This is a genomic window from Mesorhizobium sp. Root695 (genome assembly GCF_001428185.1).
Classification (GTDB): domain Bacteria; phylum Pseudomonadota; class Alphaproteobacteria; order Rhizobiales; family Rhizobiaceae; genus Mesorhizobium.
Genome location: NZ_LMHO01000023.1, coordinates 157,603 through 184,176, shown reverse-complemented (window position 1 = coordinate 184,176; position 26,574 = coordinate 157,603). Strand labels below are relative to the sequence as shown.

At 62.8% G+C, this 26,574-nt stretch carries 22 protein-coding genes; 13 read left to right on the top strand and 9 right to left on the bottom strand.

Annotation, left to right across the window (positions count from 1 at the left end):
* Positions 1–46: 46 nt before the first annotated feature.
* Positions 47–1,144 carry a S1 family serine peptidase gene (locus tag ASD99_RS19885; RefSeq protein ID WP_057144655.1) on the bottom strand — a complete coding sequence of 366 codons (1,098 nt, stop codon included), beginning with the start codon at positions 1,142–1,144 and terminating at the stop codon, positions 47–49.
* 114 nt (positions 1,145–1,258) lie between these two features.
* Positions 1,259–1,609 (bottom strand): hypothetical protein, encoded by a 351-nt coding sequence (locus tag ASD99_RS33940; protein ID WP_162256712.1) that lies wholly within the window; start codon positions 1,607–1,609, stop codon positions 1,259–1,261.
* Between ASD99_RS33940 and ASD99_RS19880 the strand changes: the two genes are divergently transcribed.
* Positions 1,608–2,588 (top strand): trypsin-like serine peptidase, encoded by a 981-nt coding sequence (locus ASD99_RS19880; RefSeq protein WP_244497826.1) that lies wholly within the window; start codon positions 1,608–1,610, stop codon positions 2,586–2,588. The genes ASD99_RS33940 and ASD99_RS19880 overlap by 2 nt on opposite strands.
* A gap of 149 nt (positions 2,589–2,737) precedes the next feature.
* Positions 2,738–4,570, top strand: a complete 1,833-nt coding sequence (locus tag ASD99_RS19875) for an MORN repeat-containing protein (protein WP_057144653.1) — start codon at positions 2,738–2,740, stop codon at positions 4,568–4,570.
* Between the two features lies 1 nt (position 4,571).
* Here ASD99_RS19875 and amrB read toward each other — a convergent pair whose 3' ends face one another.
* From amrB to ASD99_RS19850, 5 genes are all read right to left on the bottom strand, one after another.
* Complete coding sequence (gene amrB, locus ASD99_RS19870) at positions 4,572–6,275, bottom strand: AmmeMemoRadiSam system protein B (protein ID WP_244497823.1); 1,704 nt, start codon at positions 6,273–6,275, stop codon at positions 4,572–4,574.
* A complete protein-coding gene (locus tag ASD99_RS19865; RefSeq protein WP_082583387.1) occupies positions 6,272–9,250 on the bottom strand; it encodes a caspase family protein in 2,979 nt (992 codons plus the stop codon). The genes amrB and ASD99_RS19865 overlap by 4 nt, the downstream gene beginning before the upstream one ends.
* Before the next feature lie 50 nt (positions 9,251–9,300).
* Positions 9,301–10,008 carry a hypothetical protein gene (locus ASD99_RS19860; protein ID WP_056594894.1) on the bottom strand — a complete coding sequence of 236 codons (708 nt, stop codon included), beginning with the start codon at positions 10,006–10,008 and terminating at the stop codon, positions 9,301–9,303.
* Positions 10,005–10,385, bottom strand: a complete 381-nt coding sequence (locus ASD99_RS19855) for a hypothetical protein (RefSeq protein ID WP_056595238.1) — start codon at positions 10,383–10,385, stop codon at positions 10,005–10,007. Before ASD99_RS19855 ends, ASD99_RS19860 begins: the two co-directional genes overlap by 4 nt.
* A gap of 125 nt (positions 10,386–10,510) precedes the next feature.
* Positions 10,511–12,715, bottom strand: coding sequence for a caspase family protein (locus tag ASD99_RS19850; RefSeq protein WP_057144651.1), 2,205 nt, complete (start codon positions 12,713–12,715; stop codon positions 10,511–10,513).
* Between the two features lie 246 nt (positions 12,716–12,961).
* On the opposite strand from ASD99_RS19850, the gene ASD99_RS19845 reads away from it, so the two are divergent.
* Positions 12,962–13,366, top strand: a complete 405-nt coding sequence (locus tag ASD99_RS19845) for a Fur family transcriptional regulator (RefSeq protein WP_056594898.1) — start codon at positions 12,962–12,964, stop codon at positions 13,364–13,366.
* A 272-nt stretch (positions 13,367–13,638) separates the two neighbouring features.
* Complete coding sequence (locus ASD99_RS19840; RefSeq protein WP_162256720.1) at positions 13,639–14,799, top strand: alpha/beta hydrolase family esterase; 1,161 nt, start codon at positions 13,639–13,641, stop codon at positions 14,797–14,799.
* Positions 14,800–14,934: 135 nt separating this feature from the next.
* Here ASD99_RS19840 and polA read toward each other — a convergent pair whose 3' ends face one another.
* Positions 14,935–17,892: a DNA polymerase I gene (gene polA, locus ASD99_RS19835; protein ID WP_057144649.1), complete on the bottom strand. Its 2,958-nt coding sequence runs from the start codon at positions 17,890–17,892 to the stop codon at positions 14,935–14,937.
* A gap of 421 nt (positions 17,893–18,313) precedes the next feature.
* On the opposite strand from polA, the gene ASD99_RS19830 reads away from it, so the two are divergent.
* From ASD99_RS19830 to ASD99_RS19810, 6 genes are all read left to right on the top strand, one after another.
* Positions 18,314–19,699 carry a dipeptidase gene (locus tag ASD99_RS19830; RefSeq protein ID WP_057144648.1) on the top strand — a complete coding sequence of 462 codons (1,386 nt, stop codon included), beginning with the start codon at positions 18,314–18,316 and terminating at the stop codon, positions 19,697–19,699.
* 123 nt (positions 19,700–19,822) lie between these two features.
* A complete protein-coding gene (locus ASD99_RS19825; protein ID WP_057144647.1) occupies positions 19,823–20,443 on the top strand; it encodes a ribonuclease D in 621 nt (206 codons plus the stop codon).
* A gap of 83 nt (positions 20,444–20,526) precedes the next feature.
* Positions 20,527–20,727, top strand: coding sequence for a hypothetical protein (locus tag ASD99_RS19820; protein ID WP_057144901.1), 201 nt, complete (start codon positions 20,527–20,529; stop codon positions 20,725–20,727).
* 237 nt (positions 20,728–20,964) lie between these two features.
* Positions 20,965–21,219: a GlsB/YeaQ/YmgE family stress response membrane protein gene (locus ASD99_RS19815; protein ID WP_057144646.1), complete on the top strand. Its 255-nt coding sequence runs from the start codon at positions 20,965–20,967 to the stop codon at positions 21,217–21,219.
* Between the two features lie 24 nt (positions 21,220–21,243).
* Positions 21,244–21,390: a hypothetical protein gene (locus tag ASD99_RS34130; RefSeq protein ID WP_082525739.1), complete on the top strand. Its 147-nt coding sequence runs from the start codon at positions 21,244–21,246 to the stop codon at positions 21,388–21,390.
* An 18-nt stretch (positions 21,391–21,408) separates the two neighbouring features.
* Positions 21,409–22,323 carry a hypothetical protein gene (locus ASD99_RS19810; protein WP_057144645.1) on the top strand — a complete coding sequence of 305 codons (915 nt, stop codon included), beginning with the start codon at positions 21,409–21,411 and terminating at the stop codon, positions 22,321–22,323.
* 57 nt (positions 22,324–22,380) lie between these two features.
* On the opposite strand, the gene ASD99_RS34855 is transcribed toward ASD99_RS19810, so the two are convergent.
* The gene (locus ASD99_RS34855) at positions 22,381–22,644 is read right to left on the bottom strand and encodes a hypothetical protein (protein ID WP_244483010.1); all 264 of its coding nucleotides are present in this window, start codon (positions 22,642–22,644) and stop codon (positions 22,381–22,383) included.
* Between ASD99_RS34855 and ASD99_RS19805 the strand changes: the two genes are divergently transcribed.
* The 3 genes from ASD99_RS19805 (at position 22,630) to ASD99_RS19795 (ending at position 26,569) form a co-directional block, all read left to right on the top strand.
* On the top strand, positions 22,630–23,421 hold the full coding sequence (locus ASD99_RS19805) for a YncE family protein (protein ID WP_244497821.1): 792 nt from the start codon (positions 22,630–22,632) through the stop codon (positions 23,419–23,421). The genes ASD99_RS34855 and ASD99_RS19805 overlap by 15 nt on opposite strands.
* Positions 23,422–23,534: 113 nt before the next feature.
* Positions 23,535–23,918, top strand: a complete 384-nt coding sequence (locus ASD99_RS19800) for a hypothetical protein (protein WP_056594915.1) — start codon at positions 23,535–23,537, stop codon at positions 23,916–23,918.
* A gap of 377 nt (positions 23,919–24,295) precedes the next feature.
* Positions 24,296–26,569: a transglycosylase domain-containing protein gene (locus ASD99_RS19795; protein WP_056594917.1), complete on the top strand. Its 2,274-nt coding sequence runs from the start codon at positions 24,296–24,298 to the stop codon at positions 26,567–26,569.
* Positions 26,570–26,574: the final 5 nt, after the last annotated feature.

Below are 26,574 nucleotides of genomic sequence, written 5' to 3'. Positions count from 1 at the left end.
GCGGGACCTCCCGCCGTTTTTCATGTGAAGGCGAAATGGCCGTGGTTCAGGGCGTCTTCGGCTTCTGCGCCGTGCCCAGTCCCGGCTTGGGTTTGGCAGGCGCCGGAGCAGAGGTTTTCATCTTCGTCTCGATCCAGCCGGTGTAGTTGGCCAGCCGCGTGTAGATGCCGTAGGCGTCCTTGTGACCGCAGGCCGCACTGCCGTCCGCCGGGCCTTCGCCCCAGCTGACGACGCCGACCTGGACCGGCCCGTCGGCGCCGGTCATGAACAGCGGGCCGCCGCTGTCGCCGTTGCAGGCGTCGCGCACGCCGCTGGTGGTGCCGGCGCAGATCATGTTGCCGGTCAGCGGGTCGGTCATATCGGCGGCGATCGCATTGGCGGCTGCGTCGATGCCCTTTTCTGAATAGCGCATACGGCGGGACAGATCGCCAAGTGCCGCCTTCAGATCATGTGCATAGATGGCCTTGATGCCGGTGTTGCAGGCCTGGTTCGGCTGCAGGTCGAGGTCGGCAACCATCAGCGTGGTCGGGAAGGTGCCATCCTGCATCTTGCCCCAGCCGGTGACCGTCGTCTTGCCGGTGTCGGGCGTTGCGTCATGGGTGACCTTGATGGTCGGCGCACCGGCCGGCTCGGCAAGCCGGAGCAGGCCGAGGTCGTTGTCGAGCGTCTGCTCGCTGTAGCCTTCGTTGACGATGACCTCCACGACCTTGTGGCGTTTGCCCTCGCTGAGGTCGGTGGCGCCGGTCAGCACGGTGACGCTCTCAGGCGAAATCGGCTGGCCCTCGTCGTTAAGGCAGTGTGCTGCCGTCAGCACCCATTGCGGAGCGATCAGGCTGCCGCCGCAGAACTGTGCATTGGCCTGTGAGGCTGGGTTCTCGTCCAGCCTGTCGGTGGTGAGCAGCGCGACCTGGAACGGATAGGCGCCTTTTTCGGCCTGGTTGCCGCCATAGACGCGGTCGGCGCCGTCGGGGTTCTCCGCCGCAGCCTTCGCCCTGGCTTCCGTCACGCGCTTCATTGGCGAGACCGCTGCCTCCGGTCGGGCGGCACCTTCGTCCCCCTGGGCAGTGTTGGCGGCCGCAAGGGCCGCAGCGATGCCGAGCAAAGACGCGGCGGCGATCGGTCTGAACCGATGGATGATGTGCACCTGAAATCCTCCTGAGACACGTTCCCGAACGAGCCAGCCCCGGCGCATCATCAACGAAACAGTCGCCGGCAAGCAGGCGTTGCTTCGCGGATCGCGTTCCCGTGCGGAACCCACTCAAAACCCTATAGCCCCCCACGGGCTACGTGGAAGCGATTTGTCATTCCAATGTTGTATTAATTTAGGCAATATATCCGCGCGGGTGTCTTTGGCGGGGGCCTTCGACAGACCGCATGGGGTGATGGTCAGGTTCAGGTGCTGGTAACCAAACTCATTTTTCGACTTCACCACGATCTCGACAATATTTCTGTATTTTGATCCAGTCCTTGCTGACTTTTGGGAGAGTCTCACCATGACAAAACTGACAAACGCACTTATTGCGTCCGCATTGCTTTCCACCGCGATGTGGGCGGTCCCGGTTTTTGCCGCCGATCCTGGCTCCGCCAGTGCAGGCAATGGTGAAAGCATGCGGGATGTGACTTCAGGCGACTACAAGCCCGGGCGGGCAAAGCCAATCGCACCGCCGAAGCTGACTGACGAAGACAGCCGCGCCGCGCCGCTTGCTGACGAGGCAACGGCTGTCAAATCCTACGGCATCGTCGGACGGTCCGCCGATGGCAAGGAGATCAAGATCGAGCCCAGCGAAGCGCTGCGGGACCTTATCATCAAGGAACTGAATGCTCCGGCCACTGGAAAAGACGGGGCTGAGCGCAAGACCGATGATCCGGACCTCGGCGAAGGCGAAGCCGGCCGCCAGGTTTTCGGCACCGACGATCGCGAGCAGGTCAAGAACACCAAGACTTATCCGTTCTCGGCAATCGGCTATCTCGAAGCCAAGTCGCCGAAGACGGGCAGCTTTGGCAGCTGTTCGGCAACGCTGATCGGCCCGCGCACGGTGCTCACCGCGGCGCACTGCCTCTACAGCCATGAGGACAAGGACTGGCTTTCTGACTATCTGTTCGTGCCGGGTCTCAACGGCAGCACGGCCGACGACGCACCGTTCGGCGCCTTCAGCTTTGAAAGCGCCTATGTGCTGCAAGGCTTCATCGACAACTACCAGGGCTATTATGGTTCGGTCCTCCTGTGGGATCTCGGCATCGTCACGCTGAAGCAGGATGTCGGTACCAACCTCGGCTGGCTGGGCTATGCCAACTATGACGATCTCGGCGACTTCACCGCCAACCTCGTCGGCTACCCCGGCGACAAGCCGATGGGCACGATGTGGAAGGCAAATTGCGAAGTGCATGCCGAAAACATCGCTCCGGAATATTTCCAGTATGACTGCGATACGTTCCCGGGGTCGAGCGGCAGTTCGGTCTATGCCTACGACAACAAGGCCAAGCAGCGCATCATCACCGGTGTCAACGTGGCGGAAAGCCCAGACGCGAATACCGCCGTGCGGCTGAACGCTGCCAACGTCCAGTGGATCAACAGCCTGTATAAATAGTCGCTGCGCATTCGCGGTGGAGACAAGGGCGGCGGAGCAATCCCGCCGTCTTTTTCTTGGCGGGCACTTCCTTTGCGGTTCTCTTGCACGAGGCCGGCTCGCCGACTACGCTTGAACGGCCAAGGGGTTGGCATCCAAAGGGGTTTGGGATGGCGCGGGCAAAGGCAGTGTTGGGGATCGCGGCGGGGTCGATGCTGGCTGCACTGATGTTTTCGCCGGCCTTCGCCGATCCTGCGGCCGCACCTGCCGGTGGCGCCTGGGCGGAACGGGTGCAGATCGTCTACCACGCGGACACGCGCTCGGTGCTGCGCAGGACGGTCCGGGTGTGGGACTTCCATCCGGAAAAGAACCTTGACTTCGTCTGGGAGCCGGCGGCGGGCCAGTCACCCGACCGGACGATTGCCGAAGACGGCACCATCAACGGCAAGGGCAGGCTTGTGTGGCGGGTGCGCGGCTCGGCGAGCTACGATCCCAAAACCATCTATTCCAGCTATTTCGGTGACATCAGGAATGGCCGACCCGACGGGCAGGGCCGGCTCGAACTGCGCTCGGGCGAGGTTTTCGATGGGCATTGGCTCGCCGGGGAACTCAACGGAAAGGGCATCCATATCGATGCCGACGGCAACCGCTATGAGGGGCAGTTCGTTGCCGGCGTGCCGAACGGCGCAGGGCGGATGCTGTCAAGGACCGGTGAGATCTTTGCCGGCTCATTTGTCGACGGGTTGAAGAATGGCAAGGGCCGCACCCGGCTTGCCGGCGGCACTGTTTACGACTCGCAATGGACAATGGGCAAGGAGGTCGGCGGCTCGCGCCCCGACGTGCTGGCCGATGCCAGGGTCAGCGGGCTCCTCAAGGCGCAGACCGGCGGTGGCGACGCCGACAAGGTCGAGATCGGCGTCGCGGTCGACCAGCGCATGACCCAGCAATCCGACATTCAGTATCAGCATCTGGTGCGTGACGAAGACATCGCCATCTATCCGCAGTCCGACCAGTACAACGACGCTTGGAACGGCACCGGCCAGGTCGCCACCGGCAACGTCTATGAAGGTATGGACTGGGAGGCAGCGCCGGCCTTTGCCGAGGTCGATCTCAAGACGTCGGACCGGACCAAGGTCAAGCTCGACAGCCTGGAGATGAAGGTCGCCGCCAGCGATGCCTATCGCAAGCCGATGCTGTCGATATCTGAGCATTTCGGCTGCGTCGGCTTCCGGCCGGATTTCTCGATCGTCAACAATGGCTGGGGCGACGCCAAGGACATGAAGATGTCGATCCAGTTCACCGCGGTCGACGACGAGGGCAACCCGACCGGTGAGCCAAGCCGCATGTACAGCAAGGACATCGGCAATTTCGGTGACGGTGTCGACGTGTCGGTCAAGAGCGTGCTCACCGAAGCCGGCGTCGACACGGCGAGCCTCGAGACGGGACGTTTTCCCTGTCCCTCGGTGGACAGTCTCAATGTCTGCCGCAGCCAGCTGACCAACAAGATCAAGTTCGGCGAGGTCGGCGACTATCTCGGCAACATGCAACAGGCGATGACGCTGAATGCGATCGGCAAGTTCGACTATTCGTGGGCGGATGACGAAGGTCATGTCTACCAGCAGAGCGAGCCGTTCCGCACCTCCATCACCATGGCGGTCTTCGAGACGCCGGAATCGATGGCAGAATGCGGCGACGGCGGCGGCGGTACACCGGAAGCCATGCGCTACCAGAACATCGAGTTCCCGATCGGCAAGCATGACTACACCATCGCCATGCCGGTGCGCGGCAACAAGAAGATCAGCGCCTACACAGCGCGGCTGAAGATGTGGTCGTCAATGTCGTCAATCCACAGCTTCAGCATCGCCGCGCATTTTGCCGACGGCAGCGTGCGCGAGAGCAAGCCGGTCACTTTCTTCTATTTCCGGCCGAAGCAGTCGCTGTTCGAGACCAAGACCGAGCCGGCGGCCTGCTATCTGCCGCGCGACATGGTCGGTTGCGGATAGGCTATTTCCTGCCCATCTCGAAATAGTTGGGCAACGGAATGAGCCTGGTGAAGATCGTGCCCTGGGCGAAGACGCGCAGTTCCAGCATCGATCCGGACGACCGTTCGGCGCTCTGGTCGAACAGGAAATTGCCGAGCGAATAGAGCTCCGCCACGTCGCCGCCGGCCAGCGGGACGATCGTTTCGCTCGACACATGTGGGTGACTGCCAACGATGGCTGAAGCACCGCGCAGCCGCATCTGGTCGGCAAGCATGCCTTCACGCTCCGACGGTCCGGTCTTGTACTCGCGGCCCCAGTGAACGAAGGCGACCACCGGCCGCCCGGCATCCTCGTGCAGCAGCCGGTCGAGCAGGGCAGGGGTGATCAGGTCGGTGTTCCTGGAGCCGTTGGTGTCGATGTCGGTCAGGCCGACAAGGTCGAGATCGGCAAGCGCCAGCGCCTCGCCCTGGCCGAAATGCGGGATGCCGGCTTGATCCAGCGCGCGCAGCGTCTCCGCATAGCCTGACAGTCCAAGATCATAGGCGTGATTGTTGGCGAGCCCGACGCCGGCAACATGCAGCCGTTTCAGCATGTCGACAGCCAGGCCTTGCGGCATCGCCAGCGTCATGTCGTCGATCGCTTCCGGCACGTTGGGCAAGATGACGCCTTCAAGGTTGACGATCAGCGGCCGCGACCCGGTCAGGGCCAGGACGCTGTCGACGATCCGGTCGGCAACGCCGTCGCGGACCAGAATCTTCTTCATGGCACGGCCGAAATTCACATCGCCGGCGAGGTAGTAGATCCTGTCCTTTGGCCGTGCCGGATTGTTGAAGCCGGGGCCGAAGGCGCCGAACAGCGCCACCACATAGCTGGTGGTCCGCTCGACATAGTCCGACGTGTGTTCCTGCGAATTCTCGTTGGCGACGACCAGCGGCTGGGCGCCGAACAGTTCCCGCTGCAGCCTGGTCTGGAGGTAGAGCGCACCAACGGAATCGGCATGATCGGGTTGGCGCAGCGCCGCAATGCCGTCGAGCCACCCGGCGGCCAGCATGTTCAGGGATTGCTGGTCGAAGCGCCTGGAATCGTGCTGCGGCAGATAGTGCGAGAAGTCGGTGGATTCGACGATCAGCGTGTCCTGGTCGACAATGGATTTGAGAGCCGCGGCCAGCCTGTCCCAATCGCCGCGGCGCGCCTTGACCGACATCGCCACCGGCACGATTTTCGCCTCGGGAAAATAGTGATGCAGGAAGGGCAGCATGGCGCGCACGCCATGCTCCTTGTCGAACAGGCAAGACTCCTCGACCATGTCGCTGTTCGTCTCGAGATGGCGTACGGCATCGGTGTCGGCGGCGACCGCGCCAAGCACGGTGTCGAAGCCGCGCAATGAGGTGGCGTACAGTCTGTGCGTCTTGTGGAAGTGGTCCGGCGACAGGATGACGATGCGCTTGTAGCGGAAGCCGGACGCCGCCCGGAATCCCAGTGCCACCAGGTCGGCGGCTAGAAGATGGTGCGGCACGGTGATGCCGGTCAGCCGCTGGTTGGATGGCTCGACATCTGCGACGCTGGCGATGGCATCCTTGAACAGCGTGGCGTCGTCGTAGAAGGGCGGGAAGCTCTCTGTGCCCGGCGGGCAGACGACGGGGGCGGCGAAGCTGGGGACGGGGAGCGCGAGAAGAAATAGCAGGACTACAGCGATAGCCGGGCACAGCCGCGCGAGCCTCCTCACGGCTCGGCCAACACAATGTTCTCCACACCGCCGACATAGTAGAACGGCTTCTGCTTCGACGATGTCAGCCGCACCACCTCGCGCGAAATATAGTCGGCAAGGCCGAACAGTGTGACGCCGCCGTCCGACGTCCTAGCCTTGCCGCGCAAGCCTTCCAGGATCGAATAGGTGAAAACGCCGTGGCCGAGTTCCGGCAGTTCGGCGGCGGTGTTGTTGGCGGCGGTCGCCGAAAATACGACGATGCGTGCGTCCTGCGCGTCCTTTTCCAGGCGTGGATTGAAGGCGTTGGCGGCATGGCAGGTGTCGAGCAGCATGAAGCGCATGCCTTTTGCACGCTCGACCGACTTCTGGATGTCCGACCAGTCGACAAGCGAGGAGCGTTTCCAGCGCTCGGCATCCTGCTTGCGGCCGTCGGTCGGGATGAAATAATAGTCCTCGTCGATGTTGATGCCGTGGCCGGCAACGAAGATGATGGTGGTGTCGTGCTCGCCCGGCCGGTCGAGGAAATCGGCGAGCTGGTCGTCGATCGTGTCGGAGTCAGGTTCCATGATGGCGTCGGCACTGGCGACGGCGTAGGTCAGCTTGGCCTTGTCGGGGCTCTCGTCGAGCGCCTCGCGGTTGACCAGAACCAGCGTCTCCATCGATGAGAACAGCGGTGCCGATTTCTGCGAGATCACCTTGAGAAACTCGGTCGCGTCATCGACGGGGTAGCGCAGGTCGCAGGCGCGGCCCGAGCAGGCATCGGTCAGGAACGGATACTTGTCGACGCCGATGACCGCGACATAGAGCTTGCCCTTGGCCTCGGCCTTCTCGGTCTTTCTCGCCAGTGCCGTCACGCTGCGTTCGGTCAGATAGCCGAATTCGTTGGTGCCGGTGATGCGGATGATGTTCTCGCCATTCTCGACCGGTATCTCGACAATGGTGCTGTTGCCGTCCACCGAGCGGGCCGTGACATCGCCGACATTACGGCTGTTCGACAGAATCGAGAAGCCGGCGACATCCGTTCCCGCTTCTTTGGCGCCCGATATCTCGACGGCGACATAACCGTCGCGGACCTTGCTCTGGTCGTCGGCGAGGCGGATGGCGAACTCCGGCGGCTTGCGGTGCAGCAGCTTCTGCAACTCGTTGTCGACGCCCGGCCGCATTTCCTTGACCGCCTGTTTGGCGCTGCGCAGGGTGATTGCCCGGCGCACCATTTCCGGGCTCCAGAGGTATTTCTTCAACTGGCCGGCGCGGATGAAGCGGCCTTCATGGTCGCGGCCCTGGTTGACCTGCCAGCCGATCAGCTTGTCGCCCTCGTCGGAGGAATAATAATAGCCCTGCGGCATCCAGACGATCCATTGCGAGCCGGCAAAGAACATCGACACGATCAGCTCATGCGTCTTCAGATCCCACAGTCTCAGCGTCTGGTCGGCGCTGCCGGTGACCAGCAGGCCGGCCTTCTCCGAGGCAACCATGGCGTTGATCTCGCCGGTGTGGCCGGTGAATTCGCCCGACACTTTCGCGGTCGCGGTCCGGTATTCGATCAGCGTGCCATCATTGCCGCCGGTGATCAGGCCAAGGCCCTTGTCGATCAGCGTGTAGGCGGAGTGGACAAAGCCGTTGGTGGCGTCGTTCTCGATGCCGCGCACCACCTTGCCGCCATTGGCGATCTCCAGCACGGCGTTTTCCAGCGCGTCCTTGCCGCCAGGCGCGGCGCGCAGCGACCACTGGCCGCTGGCCAGAGCGGCGCGCGCAAACGAGCCCGGCTCCGTCAGCGGCTGCGGGTCCTCGAAGAAACGCTCCGTGGTCGGCAACGCCAGCACTTTGTCCAGCGCGCCCTGTTGTTCAGGGCAGGCCACGCGATCGGGGCAAGGGTTGGTGTTGCCCCAGGCGATGACGTCGTTCGCCGCATCGATACCGACCGCGGTTACCGGTTCGCCCACGCCCTGCAGCAGCGCCTTGCGCTCGCCGGTCGCGGGGTCCCAGACCTGGATGGCGTTGCGCGTGCCGCCGGCGGTCGCCACCTGCGAGCCATCGGCATTGGCGGCGCTGGCATAGACCGTGCCGTCATGGCCGGTGTAGTCGAGCACCTTCTCGCCGGTGTCGGTGTTCCAGACGATGGAACGGCGCTTGTCGGCGCAGCGATAGCCACAGGAGGCGACCAACCGCGATCCCTTGGCAAAGGTCAGCGAGCCAATGAGGAAATCCTGCGCCGGCATGGCGCGCGCCAGCTTGCCGTCAGCAGCCCGCCAGAGCTGCACCAGCCCATCCTTGCTGCCGGTGGCAAACAGGCTGCCGTCCTGCGAAACGGCCAGCGCTGTGACGCTGATGTCCCGCAGCGGCTCGGCTTCGTCAGGCAGTGCGATCTCTTCGCCCTTCACGACGTCCCAAAGCCGGATGCCATTGTCGGTGGTGGTCGCTGCCAGCCGGGTTCCCGCGGCGGCGAAAGCGAGCTTGTCGATGTGCCAGGAATCGGCGTCGAGCTTCTTGTCCAGCGTCCAGCCGGTCGCGGATTTGTCGTCCAGCCGCCAGAGATAGACGACGCCGTCGGCGCCACCGGCAGCCAGCGTCTTGCCATCGGGAGAGAAGGCGAGATCGTACGTCGCGTAGTCGGCGGCCCTGAGCACCGCCTTCATCTTGCCGGTGGCGAAGTCGAACAGCCTGATGTCACCATAGGGCGGCTTGTCGCCAAGGCTGGCGCCGAAATAACCGCCTGCGGCGATGGTCTTGCCGTCGGGCGAGACCGCGACCGCGAAGATCTTGCCGTCGCTGCCATTGCCGATATAGCCGCGGATGGTGCGCAGCGTCACTCCGCTATGCCAGTCCCAGACGCGGATGGTCTTGTCGTTTGATGCCGAGACGATGTCCTCGCCGTCGGGTGTGAAGGCGAGGTCGGTGACCTGCGCACTGTGCCCACCGGTATCGAGATCGAGGTGAAAATCCGGTGCGTCCTCGGCTCGGGCAACCGAACTCGCAATCAAAGCCCCGGCCATGGCCAGCCAGCGACAGGTACGTATCAGGCGGAGGCCGGGTTTTGCCATCGCTATTTGGCTTCGGCCGCGGGCGGCCCATTGCGCACATAGGTCTCGATCGCCGAGGCGAAAGTGGGTGACCCAGCCTTGCGCTGCTTGTCGACATAGCCGGCAAAATAGCTCCAGAAGGAGACGGCATAGTCGCGGAAATAGGCATCGGTCACTTTGCGCGAACACAGGTCGCCGTCGACGCAGAAGGACAGGCGGTTGAGGAAATAGACGATGCGATCGAAATTCTCGCTGAAATCGGCGAGCGGCATATCACCACCGGAGGCGGTCATCGCCTCGATGCCGATCCGTTGCCGGAACACCTGCTCTTCGGTCGGCGAGGGGTTGGCGCTGAGCAGATTGTCATATTTGGCGTTGAGGGCCGTCAGTCGATCCTTCAGGGCACGCTGCGCCTGCTGGTAGTCTTTGGTTTCCCAGAGTTCGACCAGCGACATGGTCTGCTCGACGCGCTTTTGCTCCTGGTTGGCCAGGAACTGATAGACCGAGAACATCAAGGTGAAGATGATGGCGAGACGAACTGCCATGCCCGACCAGGCATAGACCAGCATGCGCCAGTCGCGGTCGGTGAAGGGATTGCTCTCCTTCTTGATCTCGTGGCTGCTTGGCCACGGGAAACCTTCGGTGGTTTCCGGCAGCGCCGGTCTGCCGGCCGGCGCCTTTGCGGGTGCGGCGGCAGCCGTCTGCCGGGTGTTGCCCGCCGGTTTCTTCATCCGCAGGTGTCCAGTTCGATGGTGGCGGAGGGATCCAGCACGATGCCCGGCGCCTCCAGCTTCTTTTTCAGGCATTGCAACTGCAGGCGCGAAATCATGAACTGTACGTCGGGCTCCGCCGCCCCCTTGTTCGGTGACGGCAAGGCTTCGACGACGCCGCGCGAGGCGCAGTTGCTGAGATCGACGACAACGGCGCCGCTGCCGCCTTTGGCGATCTGGTCGTACTGATCAAGAAAACACGTCGCCAGTTCCGAATTGGTGACGATCTGCTTGACGCACAGGCCGCAGGCCTCGTCCGCCGAAGCGTTGGCGATCAGCAACAGGCCGCCGGCAAGGCCGGCCACCGTTCCACGCCAGGAAAACACAGAATTCTTCACAATCGATCCTATCCGTTTCATCCGGCCGTCATGCGCCAAGGCTGCGGCCGGGAATGTTCTCACATCGCGCCGATCGCGCAAGAGCCGGCGCAACAGAGCCAAGAGGCTTTGGCGCCGGGGTTCGTTCAGGCGCGCGGCACCGTCTCCATGGGGAAAATCATCACCGCGCCCTTCGGGCCACTCCTGTCGGCAAGCCGCATCACCGAGCGAGTTGCCGGGGCCATGCCGAGATCGGTCAGCATGTCGGAGAAGCCGGCGGAGCCCGTTCCGCGCGTCGCCGAGGCAACGCCGTCCTGCGCCAGGAAGCCCAGATCCTCCTTCTCGCTCTCCGGCGGTGCCTCGGTCAGAACCGCGATCATCCGTTCCATGCCGAAGCTGGTGTCGGTAAAGGCCAGCAGTCCCTCCTCGAGCGTGGCCTGCGGGGCGAGGCGTTCGGCAACGATATGGGTGATCGAATAGTCGCTACCGACATAGAGCACGTTGATGTCGACCAGAAGGTCCGAGCTGTTCTTGGCCAGCACATGCACTTCGTCGCCCGGTGAGACGCGCGGCACAACCGAAGCCTGCAGCGGTTCGAGGCCGTCCTTGTCGCGACGTTTGACCTGGAACTGGACGTCGACGTCTTCGGGCTTGTAGTCGGAGGCTGCCGCCAGCCGCGAAAGCCCGGTGGCGCGGAAGATGGTGCGCAGGTTCCTGGCCGTTGCATCGACCAGCTTCTGACGGTCATCCAAGTGGATGATGATCAGCGGTGGCTTGCTGCCGTCCGTCAAGGTCACGTCGCCCGACGCCGGCAGGAACCACAGGGCCGGCTTGTCGGTCGCGTCCTTGGCGGCGCCGGGAACAGCATTCTCGCGCATCACCGCGAAGCGGAGCTCGGCACTTTTGCCGGACTCGACCAACTCAATGTTGAAACCCGTCTCCTTGGCTGTGGCCAGTTGGTCGAGAACCGAATTGACCAGAGCGGTTTCCTTCTCAAGTCCCTTGGTGGCAGCCGGACGCGCCACGACGAGCTTGTAATCGACGGCGATCTCCGCCACCCGCGCATAGGCATTGGCGGGAATGTCGGCGAGCTTGAGCGCCGGCTTCTTGTCGAACTCGACCGACTTGACGCGGCTTTCCAGGTTCTTGGCCGACTGCACTTCCAGAAATCCGACCGCGTCGGAAAGCGGCGACAGCGCCGAAGGCAGGATGGCGAGCTTGCTGCCGGGAGTGAGGCGATGCAGCAGCCCGGCGCCGATCGTCGCCTCGCCGTCCTTGATGACGAGAGGCCACTGCATGACCGCGTCTGTCTTGTCGGTGCCGAACACTCGTGCGTCCAATTCACCCTCGAACAGCGGTGTTGGCCTAGTGCGGCTGTCGGCTGAATATTGCTGCAGCACGGCCTGGCCAAGCTGGCGATAGGTGACGTTGGGGTTTTCGGCCAGTTTCGACAGGATGGTGAAGGTGAACAGGCCGAAGCGCGGCGCATCCGCCATGCCCTTGGGCAACGGCATTTCCGGTGTCGTCTCCACCGTCTGCGCGGCATAGAAGGCGACCAGCTTGCCCTTGGCGATCGGTTCGCCGCCGGTCGGGATCAGGCTGAAGGCAGGCTTGCGTGTGCCGTTGTCGTCGACGCCGCGCGAGCCGGCGGCCGAAATCACCTCGTCATAGGCCTTGATCGCGGCGGCCCGTTCGGCTTCGTTGCCGCCGACCAGGTCGGCGAACTCGACCTTGCGCTCCAACTCGTCGTCGACCTCGACGGCGCGCGTCGCGGTGCCGGAATGGCAGCAGTCGAACACCACCCAGACGAAGGCGCCCTTGTCGCGGATGGCATCGAGTGCTGCGCCGATTTCGTTGTCGACCAGCGCATTGGGCACGCCGGCGTCGCGGTTGATCCATTTTTCGATATCGACGGGCAGGAAGATCTCGTCGAGGCCGTCGGTCTCGTCGCCCTTGACCATCTGCGGTTGCTGGGCGCCGTGCCCGGACAGATGCAGATAGACGAAATCGTCGCGCTGAACCTTGGCGGCAAGATCGGCCAGTGCGGTCTTGATCGCCGCATGGGTCGGCAGGCCACTGGCGCCGGGGACATCCTTGGCGAGCAGCGTGACGTTCTCCGGCGCGAACCGCACCGGATCGGGCACGCTCTTCAGGAGATATTCGTGGACGAGGCTGGCATCGTTCTTCGGCCCGATCAGCCAGTTCCTCTGCGGCAGAGCAGGATATTCGGTGCAGGCGATCAGCAGCGCATGGTAGGTGCGCGATGCGGCCATGGTCCGGAACGACACCATGCCGGCCATCGTCATCGCGGACGTGCCGACCAGCAGCGTCCGCCGCGTCAATTTGATCATGATTGCTTCCCCAAGCCCGATCGAATTTCCAAGCGCGGCGACTCTTGCCGAAGATCTTGTCAGTATTTTGAATGTTGCGTCGGAGAGCAACCTGCCTGTTATCCCAATCCGGTCGATGATAGCGGTCTCTTCCATGCAGATGTGGGAAACAGTAGCAAAAATGGCTGTTCGTCGCTATCTGGGTGAGACAGGGATCGTTTGCGCGGACATGATGCGCGAGCGACGCAAGACGAGTGGATCAGGACCATGGCGGCAAGGGATGTGCTGACGAAGAACCAGTTGTGCGTGCTCGAGAAACTCGAGACCGCCAGCGGACCGCTTAGCGCCTATACCTTGCTCGACCAGCTGCGCGAGAGGGGCTTTCGCGCCCCACTGCAGGTCTATCGCGCGCTCGACACGCTGGTGAAGTCCGGCTTCGTGCATCGGCTCGAAAGCATCAACTCCTTCGTCGCCTGCGCCGAGCCGCACGACCACAACCATTCGATGACCGCCTTCGCCATCTGCGACACGTGCGGGCAGGTGACCGAAATGTCCGACCACGATGTCGGCCACCAGCTGGACGAATGGGTGCGCTCCACCGGCTTCGCCGCCAAGAAGGCGGTGATCGAGTTCCGCGGGACGTGTGCCAAGTGCCTGGCCGAGGCCGCCTAAGATCGTCTTCCGAGACGAGCAGCCCTGACGGTCCCGCGCCATGCTCTGCCCCGTCGCCATCCGGGTTGGCCGACGGGGTTCTCGTCTGCAGCCCCCCTCGGCGCCATGCCAAAATTCCTATCGATTGCGGGAAGCTCACTTGAGGACAATGAGTGGTTCACACCGCTCCTGCGTTGCCCCTGCGTAAATTTGCTATTGTGCAGTGCAACAACGATGTTGCTGATTGTGCACTGTGCTCGAACTTCGCCACCCCGGCAGTCAAGGATCTCGTTTTGCGGAATATCTCAGATACAATCACTCGCCTGAGCGCGATGAGGGGCCAGACAGGCCGACAAAGCCACCATGACAATTTATCCGACATGGGGGCATTCGGGTCCAATCCAGGCGCCTTGCGTGCGCGCTTCCACGTTGCTGACAATCTGCCGCGCGGAGCTGCACTGGTGGTTGTCCTGCACGGCTGCACACAAACCGCAGCTGGCTACGATCACGGGTCTGGGTGGTCACGCTTGGCAGCCGAGAAAGGGTTTGCGGTGCTGTTCCCGGAACAACAACGTGCCAACAATGCCAATCTCTGCTTCAACTGGTTCGTGCCCGAAGATGTCACGCGCGATCGCGGTGAAGCACTCTCCATCCGCCAGATGATCGAAGCCATGGTGACAAAACATGGCCTCGACAGCCGGCGCATTTTCATCACCGGGCTTTCGGCCGGCGGCGCCATGACGGCAGCGATGTTGGCCACATACCCGGAGGTTTTCGCCGGCGGCGCAATCATTGCTGGCCTCGCTTATGGCAGCGCTGCAACGATCCCGGAAGCGTTCGATCGCATGCGTGGCCATGGCGGTCCATCCAGAGCGGAACTCCAGCGGCGCCTGGCAGAGGCCTCGCCCCACAACGGGTCATGGCCGACGATTTCAATCTGGCAAGGCACGGCCGACAATACGGTGGTGCCGTCCAACGCGGACTCCATCTTGGCCCAATGGCAAGGGGTTCATGGTTTGGGTACCAGCCCTGATCGAAACGAAATGGTCGATGGACAAACTCGGCAGGTCTGGAGCGACGCCGATGGCAACGTCTTGATCGAGAAATACACCGTTGCCGGCATGGCTCATGGCACCCCCTTGAAGACGGTCGGTGATGACGGCTTGGGCAATGCCGCGCCATTCATGCTGGACGTCGGAATATCGTCAACACGCCGCATGGCGGCCTTCTGGGGGCTCACAAGCCAGGATGCACGAAATGAAGCGAGCTTCCAGACTGCCCCGAGCCCGCTCGCTGCAACCACGGCTTTGCGGACATATGTAGCTCCGGAAAAGTCCAGGCCAGCTCGTGTTGGCCTCGTCGAAGATCCGCGTCCGGATGATTTACGCAGTTCCATAAATGGCATTGGCAAGGTGATCGAAGACGCTCTTCGCGCAGCCGGGTTGATGCGTTAGCTAGCGCATTCTGCGCTCAGCAATGACCGATACCCCCGGTCCCGCGCCACTGGTCACGGTCACGGTGGCGATCATCGCGGATAAGAGCCTATCCATTGGCTTTCACGAGGGAAGTGTCCCTTTGGTGCGGCCGTGCTAATGCGCCTCGTCCCAGTTGTTGGCGGCACGCGCGTCGACATGCAGCGGCACCGACATCGAAACCGCCGGCATCGCCGCATTCTCCATGACATGACGCACCACCGGGATCGTCGCCTCGACTTCGCCCTCGAGGGTCTCGAAGATCAGTTCGTCATGCACCTGCAACAGCATGCGTGCTGAAAGGCCAGCTTTTTCCAGCGCCTCCTCCATGCGGATCATGGCTCGGCGGATGATGTCGGCGGCGGTGCCTTGGAGCCGGGCATTGATCGAGGCGCGCTCGTTGAACGCGCGGACCGAGGGGTTGGACGATCTTATGTCCGGGTAATGGATGCGGCGCCCGAAGATCGTTTCGACAAAGCCGTGCTCGCGGGCATAGGCCTTGGTCTCCTCGATATAGTCGCGGATGCCGGGGAAGCGCTCGAAGTATTTCTTGATGTAGTTGCTCGCCTCCTCGCGCGGGATCGACAGCTGGTTGGCGAGGCCGAAGGCCGAAATGCCGTAGATGATGCCGAAATTGATCGCCTTGGCGCGGCGGCGGACTTCCGAAGGCATGCCTTCGACCGGCACGTTGAACATCTCCGACGCAGTGATGGCGTGGATATCGGCGCCGTCGGCAAAGGCCTGCCGCAGTTGCGGAATCTCGGCGACGTGGGCGAGGACGCGCAACTCAATCTGGCTGTAGTCGGCCGAGACCAGCCGATGGCTCTTGTCGGTGATGAAGGCAGTCCTGATCTTGCGGCCTTCGGCGGTGCGCACCGGAATGTTCTGCAGGTTCGGGTCGGAGGACGACAGCCGGCCCGTCGTCGTCGCGGCCAGCGCGTAGGAGGTGTGGACGCGTTTGGTGTCCGGGTGGATGAAGCCCGGCAGCGCATCGGTATAGGTCGATTTCAGCTTGGTCAGCTGGCGCCAGTCGACGATCTTGCGCGGCAGTTCATGGCCTTCGGCGGCGAGGTCTTCGAGAAGCTGCGCCGAGGTCGACCACTGGCCGGTCTTGGTCTTCGAGCCGCCGGGTAGGCCCATACGCCCGAACAGGATATCGCCGAGCTGTTTTGGCGAGCCGATGTTGATGCGCTCGCCGATGAGTTGGTAGATTTCCTCTTCGAGGCGAGCGGCGCCCTGGGCCAGTTCGCCCGAGAGCCGCGACAGGATCTGACGGTCGACCGAGATGCCGCGCTGTTCCATGCGCGCCAGCACCGGCACCAGCGGCCGTTCCAGCCGTTCATAGACCGACACCAGCCCCTTGGCGGCAAGCCGTGGCTTCAGCACCAGCCAGAGCCGCAGCGCCATATCGGCGTCTTCGGCGGCATGAGCGGTCGCCTTGTCGATGTCGACCTGATCGAAACCGACGGAGCTTTTGCCGGAGCCGGTGACGTCCTTGAGCTGGAGAGGGGTATGACCCAGCCATTTCTCGGCAAGCGAGTCCAAGCCGTGACCATGGGGCGTGCCGGCATCGAGCACGTAGGAGATGAGCATGGTGTCGTCGAACGGCGCGACATCGATGCCATAGCGGCTCATGACGACAAGATCGTATTTCAAGTTCTGCGCGATCTTGAGGACCGATCTGTCTTCCAGCAGCGGTTTCAGCAGGGCCAGCGCCTCGCGAAGAGGGATCTGGTTTTCGACCATTCCGCCACCGAGCAGGTCACCGTTGCCGCTCTTGTGGGTGAAAGGAATATAGGCGGCGCGGCCGGGCCCCGTGGCGATGGATATGCCGATCAACTCGGCTTGCATCGGATCGGCCGACGTTGCCCTGACATCGAAAGCGGCAAGGCCGGTCCCGGTTGCCTCGGCGACCCAGGCTTTCAAGGTCGCGACGTCGCGGATGCAGTGATAGGCTGATGTATCGATCTTGCGGGTGGCCGCACTCTCCAGCCGCAGCGCGGCGAGCAGGGAAGGGGTGTCGCCGCTGGTGGGTTTCTCGGCGCCCGGCACCTCGTCTGCAGCGCCGACTTCGCCGGTCCCGGCGGGTCGCGCCTCGCCGGAAGCTCCCGCGCCGACATCGGGGCCATGCGCGTTATCGGCACGTTCGACGGTCACTGCGACAGCCTGGACGTCACCGACCTCGGTGCTGGTCGCCTCAGCCACGCGGCGGGTTAGCGAGGTGAATTCCATGGTCTTGAGGAAGCCGATCAGCTTCGGTCCGTCCGGCGCATGCAGGACGAAATCGTCCAGCCCCTCGGCCACCGGGACGTCGTTCATCAGCGTCACCAACTGACGCGAAATGCGCGCCTTGTCGGCGTTGACGATGATGGATTCCCGTCGTTTGTCCTGCTTGATCTCGCCGGCGCGGGCCAGCAGCGTGTCGAGGTCGCCGAATTGTTCCAGCAACTGCGCCGCCGTTTTCGGGCCGATGCCAGGCACGCCAGGCACATTGTCGACCGAGTCACCGGTCAAAGCCTGCAGGTCGACCATTTTCTCCGGCGGCACGCCCCATTTCTCGATCACCTCCGGAATGCCGATCTGGCGGTCCTTCATCGGGTCGTACATGCCGACCGTGGCGCCGACCAGCTGCATCAGGTCCTTGTCGGAGGAGATGATGGTGGTGTCGCCGCCTGCCTCACGGGCCAGCCTGGCATAGGTGGCGATGAGATCGTCGGCCTCATAGCCTTCGATCTCGATGCAAGGCAGGTTGAACGCCCTGGTCGCCTGGCGGATCAGGCCGAATTGCGGGATCAGGTCTTCAGGCGGGGCCGAGCGGTTGGCCTTGTATTCGGGGTAGAGGTCGTTGCGGAAGGTTTTCGACGAATAGTCGAAAATCACCGCGAAATGCGTCGGCACAATGCCTACATCGGTGTTGCGGGCGTCGAGCATCAGCTTCCACAGCATGTTGCAGAAGCCGGAAACGGCGCCCACCGGCAGACCGTCGGATTTGCGGGTCAGCGGCGGCAGCGCATGATAGGCACGGAAGATGTAGCCGGAGCCGTCGACAAGGAAGAGATGATCGCCTTTTTTCATGTCGGCAGGGATAGCGCGGCGCGGCGGCTTGGTCCATGCCAAAGGCACCGGCACCCACCGGTTCCGGCAACACCCTGACAGACCGCTGACAGGCCACCCCGCTCACGCCCATGTTACAAAAGTGTAATGCTCGTGCCCTTGAATCGCCACGTTCAAAGACACAAATACAGGTCATCGGCAGTTTTCGCCGAGTCCGGAGCAAGGCCCGTCCCCCGCCTATCCCGGACACCTGCGGCAGCCTATCCCCCCTCTCCGGGCTGCCGCATCGTTTCGAGTAGAAGGCCGCCGTGGTTCCCCCTCCACCACGGCGGTCTTTTTTTGCCTCGGACGGACATTTGCAGGCCGTGGTCCAATGATCGCGGGCTTTTCGTTTTCCTGTCCTGCCTTTACGGTTCCGGTTCTGAATCGAAAGGCTTCACACATGTCCGCAGTTTCCTCCGTCCTTGACCGTCTCGACAAGAACCTCGACCAGAGCCTCGAACGCCTGTTCGGCCTGCTCAGGATCAAGTCGATCTCCACCGATCCGGCCTATGCCGCCGACTGCCGCAAGGCGGCGGAATGGCTGGTAGGCGAACTCAAGCTGATCGGCTTCGACGCCAGCGTTCGCGACACGCCCGGACACCCGATGGTGGTCGCCCATCATGACGGACCGGCCGGTGCGCCGCATGTGCTGTTCTACGGCCATTATGACGTGCAGCCGGTCGACCCGATCGAATTGTGGGAAAGCGACCCGTTCGCGCCGGCGATCAAGGAGGTCGGGCCGGATCACAAGGTGATCACGGGACGAGGCTCGGCCGACGACAAGGGCCAGTTGATGACCTTCGTCGAGGCCTGCCGCGCCTGGAAGCAGGTGCATGGCAATCTGCCCTGCCGCATCACCATCCTGTTCGAGGGCGAGGAGGAATCCGGCTCGCCGTCGCTGAAGCCGTTCCTCGAGGCCAATGCCGACGAACTCAAGGCTGATTTCGCGCTGGTCTGCGATACCGGCATGTGGGATCGCGACACGCCGTCGATCTGCGTCGGATTGCGCGGACTGGTCGGTGAGGAGATCACGGTGAAGGCCGCCGACCGCGACCTGCATTCCGGCCTCTATGGCGGTGCCGCCGCCAACCCGATCCGCATCCTGGTCAAGGTTTTGGCCGATATCCACGACAAGGACGGCCAAATCACTATTCCCGGCTTCTATGAGGGGGTCAAGGAAACACCGTCGCAGATCCTGAAATCGTGGGAGACGCTTGGCGAGACTGCCGAGACGTTCCTCGGGCCTGTTGGCCTGTCGATCCCATCGGGTGAAAAGGGGCGCTCGGTGCTGGAATTGACCTGGGCGCGGCCGACGGCCGAATTCAACGGCATCATCGGTGGCTACACCGGCAAGGGCTTCAAGACGGTGATCGCGGCGGAAGCCTCGGCAAAAGTCTCCTTCCGCCTCGTCCACAAGCAGGATCCCAAGAAAATCCGCGCCGCGTTCCAGAAATTCGTCCAGGAGCGCATCCCGGCCGACTGCTCGGTGGAATTCCACCCGCATGGCGGCTCGCCGGCAATCCAGCTTTCCTATGACTCGCCATTCCTGGCCAAGGCCAAGGATGCGCTGTCCGACGAATGGCCGAAGCCGGCGGTGACGACCGGCAGCGGCGGGTCGATCCCGGTGGTTGGCGACTTCCAGACCTATCTCGGCATGGAATCGCTCCTGGTCGGGTTCGGCCTCGACGACGACCGTATCCACTCGCCCAATGAGAAATACGAGCTCAACTCCTTCCACAAGGGCCAGCGCTCCTGGGCGCGGATTCTCGATGCCTTGACGCGCTGAGCTGCGGGATCCTCGTTTTCCTGTTGATTTTTCAGCGGATCGCGGCGAGGACGGGCCGCAAGACGAAGCGCTACAGCGTCCCTTGCGGGTCAAGGGACGCGCAAGGCCCGACCGGAGAAGACAATGGCCGATATCCGTTTCCACAAAAATGACCTGCCCGACCTCTTGCACTATAATGTCGGGGCAGTGGCCATCGACACCGAGACGCTAGGGCTCAATCCGCATCGCGACCGGCTGTGCGTGGTACAGATTTCGCCTGGCGACGGCACGGCCGATGTCATCCAGATCGCGCCCGGCCAGAAGAAGGCGCCGAACCTCGTCAGCCTGCTGAGGAATCGCGGCATAACCAAGCTCTTCCATTTCGGCCGGTTCGACCTCGCCGTGCTCTACAACGCGTTCGGTGTGATGCCGGAGCCGGTGTTCTGCACCAAGATCGCTTCGCGGCTGACGCGTACCTACACCGACCGGCACGGGCTGAAGGACATCTGCTTCGAGCTTCTCGGCGTCGGCCTGTCCAAGGCGCAGCAATCGTCGGACTGGGCGGCCGAGACGCTGTCGCCCGAACAGCTCGAATATGCCGCTTCCGACGTGCTCTATCTGCACCGGTTGCGCGATGTGCTGGCCGGACGGCTGGTGCGCGATGGGCGGACCAAGGAGGCCGATGCCTGCTTCCGCTTCCTGCCGACGCGTGCCAAACTCGATCTGATGGGCTGGGACGAAGAGGATATCTTCGCCCATAGCTGACGGTCGTCACGGCGATCTGCTGCCGATGGCGGGTTGGAACCAGATGCAAGCCGCGGCGTTCTGTCGGCTCGATGGGGAATGACATGACGGACAGAAAGCCGATAGCGACCGCGCCGACCGACGGCTCCAAGGTCTCCGTCACGTGGAAGGACAGCGACGGCGTCATCAACGAATCCATCGCGCAATATCGCGACGACGGCTGGTGGGTCTACATCGACAGTCACACGCAAAAGAAGGTCGAGCCGACCAGCTGGCGACCTGCCGCAAGCGATGATGACGATTAGAGCAGTTCACCGTTTCACGGAAACGGCGAGCTGCTCTAACTCTTTGTTTTGACGCAACTCTAGGGAAAGCGCCAGGCGCTTTTCCCGGGAAAACCGCTTCACACTTTTCCTGGAATTGCCCTAGTGAGCGCGCCGCTGGCGAGGCCGGCCGCTTTCGAATAGCCTGAAGCCGTTGATATCGAGGCCGATTCGGGGCTTTCCGTTCCGCCGTCGCCCTCTTGCTTGGAGGAAATCGCTATGGGTCTCGAAAGCCTGCTCGTCTTCATCATCATCGGTGCCATCGCCGGCTGGCTCGCCGGTCTCATCGTTTCCGGCTTCGGCTTCGGCCTGATCGGCAACATCATTGTCGGCATTGTCGGCGCGTTCATCGCCGGCTGGTTGTTTCCGAGGATCGGTTTCTCCATCGGCGGCGGTATTCTCGCCTCGATCATCCATGCCACCATCGGCGCCATCATCCTGCTGGTGCTGGTCAAGGTCCTGAAGCGAGCTTGACGCTCGACAACGAAAGAGCGCGCCATGAAGCAGAACACACTCTATCTCCTCATTGGCGCGCTCGTCGTCGTTGTCATCGCGCTCGGTATCTACGTCTATCGCGAGCAGACCAAACCCAAGGGCGTCGAGCTCAAGATCGACGACAAGGGTATATCGATCCAGCAGAACTGAGCCATTCGGGAGCGCGACATGGTGGCTTCTGACGCTCCGGAAGACGTCGATCAGCCTGGGATTACCGTCGCTGAATGGGAGAGGCTGAACAGGCCGCCAAGGCGCGAGGCGTGGCTGCGCTATCATTGGCGGGTATTTCGCTTCCTGAGGTCATCCGCCCCGGTCAGCGAACTGCAGGGGCGAGAGCAGGCCTTCCGCGATGCGATCATCGCCACCGTGGCCTTCAACCGACCCGACGTGGTCGAATGGCAGATCCATCTCGTGCGCCGATATCTGGCCGAGCACGACAGCTACATCGTCTTCGACAACAGCAAGAAGGACGATGCAAGGGAAGCGATTCGCGCTCTCTGCCGTCGCCAGCATGTCCCCTATGTCGCATTGCCGAAGAACAGGCTGGTCGTCAGCAGATCGCATGGTCAAGCGCTCAACTGGATCGTGCGGAATTTCTTGCCCAGGTTCGGTCCGAGGCTCTTCGGCTTCATCGATCATGACATCTTTCCGACTGAACCATTTTCGATCCGCGCCCGGATGGAGGGCAAAAGCCTCTACGGCAGCGTGCGGCGCGACACGCCAACGCCGGGCGGCTGGTTCCTGTGGCCCGGGTTCTGTTTTTTTGATGGAAGCCTGTTGCGGCGACGGCTGGATTTCGCCCCGAGCTACAAGTTTCATATGGATTCCGGTGGCGGCAACTGGCCGCTGCTCTACAGGTCGATCGATCCGGCACTGGTTCGGTTCGCTGAAAACAAATCGCTTCGCTTCGGCGCGGGACATGATCAATCCGAGGATTTTTTCATGGTGGTCGATGGCTGGCTGCATGTGACGAACGCCTCAAACTGGAGGCGACAGCAGGTTGACAGGGGCGAACACATTCTCGCGCTGTTGCGGCAAGCCGGCGGTCCTGACCAGCCGGATGTGAATTTCGAGCCTATCTGAACGAGACATCAAAGCCGGGCAGGGTTTGGCAATGGGCCGGGCCGACGAGACAGATTTTCAGCCTTCAATGCCAATGAGAGGCGCATGACGATCCACCAGATCGATTTCAAGGCAGGCGACGCCGTGCGGGCCGCGCTTGCGGAAATCGGACGCACCGAAGACCTGCGCTTTTCGCCTGACAACCGGCTGCTGGCAATTGCCGGATATGCGCGCAAGCGCTGCCTGGTCCTGCGCGTCGACGTCGAGACGGGACCTGATGGCCCAGGCGTCACACTCCACAATTTCATGGAGTTGACGTCCGACAGCATGGGCGAAATCCATGGTCTCGATTTCATCGATGACCGCACCTTGGCGATCGCCAACCGCGATGGGCTGGTTGCGCTGTTTGCTCTGCCGCGTGAAGAACCGGTTGGCCAGAGTCGTCGGATCGCGGCCATTCGCCAACTCCGAGGCAGGCAGCCCCACAAACTGAATTCGCCGGGTTCGATTGCAGTCAGGCTTGAGTCACATGGCCGGGTCAGCGTGCTGGTTTGCAACAACTACACGCATCTGGTTACCCGGCACGTCGTCAACCGGTGGCTTGGCTATCGCGCTACAAGCAATCAACTGCTTCTGAAGCGCGGTCTTGATATACCGGACGGCATTGCGCTCAGCCATAATGGAAAGTGGATCGCCGTCAGCAGCCACGGCACAAAGGACGTAAAACTCTACCGGATGTCCGGGTCGCTTGGACCGGAGAGTGAACCGGCCGGCGTCCTACAGAACGCCGGCTATCCGCACGGCGTGCGCTTTACGGCTGATGATCGGCACATCCTCGTCGCCGACGCGGGCAGCCAGATGGTGCATGTCTATGCCAGCGACGGTGGCTGGAAGGAGCGTCGCGAGCCCGCACGCTCGGTTGCCGTGCTCGACGAGGCAACCTTCCTGCGCGGCAGGGCCAGTTTTGACGAGGGCGGGCCGAAGGGCCTCGATATCGACCGGTCCAACAGCATCGTGGCTGTGACCTGCGAAGAGCAGCCGCTGGCCTTTTTCTCCCTGTCGACGATACTCGGTGCGGTTGAAGATTGCCGGCAAGGCAGGGCCATTGCACTGGCGTAGCGACGGAAGAGAGCCCAACCCGACATGGAATTAGAATGACGGATCGACGTTTCGGCGCTATGATGGCGGGATAGGGCGTTTGGGCCAACCAACCTAACCATTAGGAGGTTGCCATGAAGCACCAAACACTGGACCAACTGCATGCAGTGGCCGAGATCAACACTAAACAGCCGGTAATGAGCCGAACCCAGCGTCTCGTACGTTGGGCCGAACTCCTTGAACGTGAGCCCAGCCGGCTCCTGAACGCGCTTGCCGGGACCGAATACCGTGCGCCGCCCGAGCGCGATGTGATGCGAGGCGATGGCTCGCCGATAGCGGTTGCCTTCACGGACCCCATTTTGCATGACGAGGGTCTGAAAGACGACAGCTATGGCGAAGCCAAGCGCTTCTTCGAACTGACCGACCATCAACTGCACGAGATTGTCTGCTACTGCCATGTCGGCGAGGTTATGCAATCGTCCAGGGCAGCGCTTTCGGTTCGTGCGGCGATCGGCTGACGCATGTCCGCCAGGTGATCACATTGTGACGAGATGAATTAGGGCGCGGTCCAACGCGAAGCCGCAACCACTTGCGATCGCGCCCTAACGAGGAACATGGTTGCAACGCCCGCCAAAGGCTTGTCCGCGCAGCGGCTGGCAGGAGTTGGATCTTTGGCCCCCGAACAAAAATACTACGGTTTCTGATTGTTCTATCTTCGGGGGTGTGGAGCGCTTGCCAGCGCCAAAACAGGTGCCTCGAACCGGGCGACAACGGCCGGACCCCAAGCATTTGATTATCAATCACTTTGAATTTTTCCGACTTAACCCGCCCTTAAATCGCCGCATCTACTCTTCAACCCGAACGCCATAGGCATCGGGGATATCAAGCACAGCGCATGGCGAACCGCAGAGACAGCCGCATCGAACCCAGTTTCGAGGGGGCGCCGCAGGCGCGATCCCCGGCGGGGCTTTCGGTGAACGAGGAGGATCGCGTCGTGCCGAGCAACCGCAAAGCCTCCGCCAAACGCAAGCCGGCCAAAGGGAAATCGTCGCGGGCCAAGCGCGGCAGAAGCCGGCGCGGCCTGTTCGGCGTGCTCGGCCGGCTGTTCTACTGGTGCTTCGTGCTTGCCATCTGGGGCGGCATCGCGGTGGCCGGCATCGTCGTCTATTACGGCGCCAAGATGCCGGCGGCGACGACCTGGTCGATCCCCGACCGCGCCCCCAACATCAAGATCGTCTCGGCCGATGGCCAATTGCTCGCCAATCGCGGCATGAGCGGCGGCGAGGCCGTCGGCTTGCACGAAATGTCGCCCTATATCCCGGAGGCCGTCATCGCCATCGAGGACCGCCGCTTCTATTCGCATTTCGGCATCGACCCGATCGGCCTTTCCCGCGCCATGGTCACCAACGTGATTGGCGGACATTTCTCGCAGGGCGGTTCGACACTGACCCAACAATTGGCCAAGAACCTGTTCCTGACGCCCGACCGCACGCTGGAGCGCAAGGTGCAGGAGGTGCTGCTGGCGCTGTGGCTGGAGCACAAGCATACCAAGGACCAGATTCTCGAAATGTACCTCAACCGGGTCTATTTCGGTTCCGGCGCCTATGGTGTCGAGGCGGCCTCGCGGCGTTATTTCGGCAAGAGCGCGCGCGACGTCACCTTGTCGGAAGCCGCATTGCTTGCCGGCCTGTTGAAGGCGCCGTCGCGGCTGTCGCCGGCACGCGATCCCAAGGCTGCCGAGGAACGCTCGCAGTTGGTGCTTGCCGCCATGCGCGATGAAGGCAAGATCAGCGCCAAGGAACTGACCTCGGCGATGAGCGCACCGGCAACGCGCGCGCCGTCCTACTGGACCGGCTCGGAGAACTATGTCGCCGATACCATCATGGAAGAACTGCCCGATCTGATCGGCGACGTGCGCGGCGACATCGTCGTCGACAGCACCGTCGACCTGAACCTGCAGAAGCTTGCCGAACAGTCGATCCGCAGGCTGATCGACGACAGCGGCAAGAAGCTCAACGTCACTCAGGGCGCCCTGGTGTCGATCGATGATTCCGGCGCGGTGCGCGCCATGGTCGGCGGCTACGACTATTCGACCAGCCAGTTCGACCGCGCCTCGGAGGCACGCCGCCAGCCAGGCTCGGCGTTCAAGCCGTTCGTCTACATGGCCGCGCTTGAAGCCGGCCGCACACCCGACAGCGTGCGCAACGATGCGCCGATCAAGATCGGCAACTGGACGCCCGACAATTACGGCGGCAAGTATTTCGGCAAGGTGACGCTGGCCACCGCACTGGCCAAATCACTGAACTCGGTCGCCGCCCAGCTGACAATGGAGGTCGGGCCGAACGCGGTTGTCGAGGCAGCGCACCGCATGGGCATCCAGTCCGACCTGCAGTCCAACACGTCGATCGCGCTCGGCACGTCGGAAGTGACGCCGCTGGAACTGACGTCGGCCTATGTCCCCTTCGCCAATGGCGGCTACAAGCCGGACATCCATTTCATCCGCCGCGTGACGACCACCGACGGCAAGGTGCTCTACGACAGCGGTGGCGGCAGCGCGCCGCGTGTCGTCAAGCCCGAGATCGTCGGCATGATGAACTCGATGATGACCGGTACGGTCGAGATCGGCACCGCCCGCAAAGCGGCTTTCGCCTGGCCTTCAGCCGGCAAGACCGGCACCAGTCAGAATTCGCGTGACGCCTGGTTCGTCGGCTACACCGCCAACCTCACCACCGGCGTGTGGTTCGGCAATGATGATGGCAGTCCGATGAAGAAGGTCACCGGCGGCGCATTGCCGGCGCAGGCCTGGCACGAATTCATGGTCGCCGCCCACGAGGGCGTGCCGGTGCGGCCGCTGCCCGGCACCTGGAAATCGACGCCGGCCGATACCATCGTGCCCGACGAGATACCCTCGGCGAACAACGCGCCGCCGGCGCCGGTTCCATCCGCCTCCGTCGGCCAGCAGGCGCCGGCGGCGCGGCCGGCCGCGCCGGTCGCCCAGGCGCCGGTCCGCGCGGCCCGTCCCGCCCAGACCGTCGATGCCGATGGCCTTTCTATGCCGGAGGACGACGGCGCCACCGCGTCGATCAAGCACCCGGTGCCGCCAGGCGACGTCGGCGGTCCGCGCAAGAAGCGGCAGACCTCGATCCTCGACCTCCTTGGCGGCGGCTAAAGCGC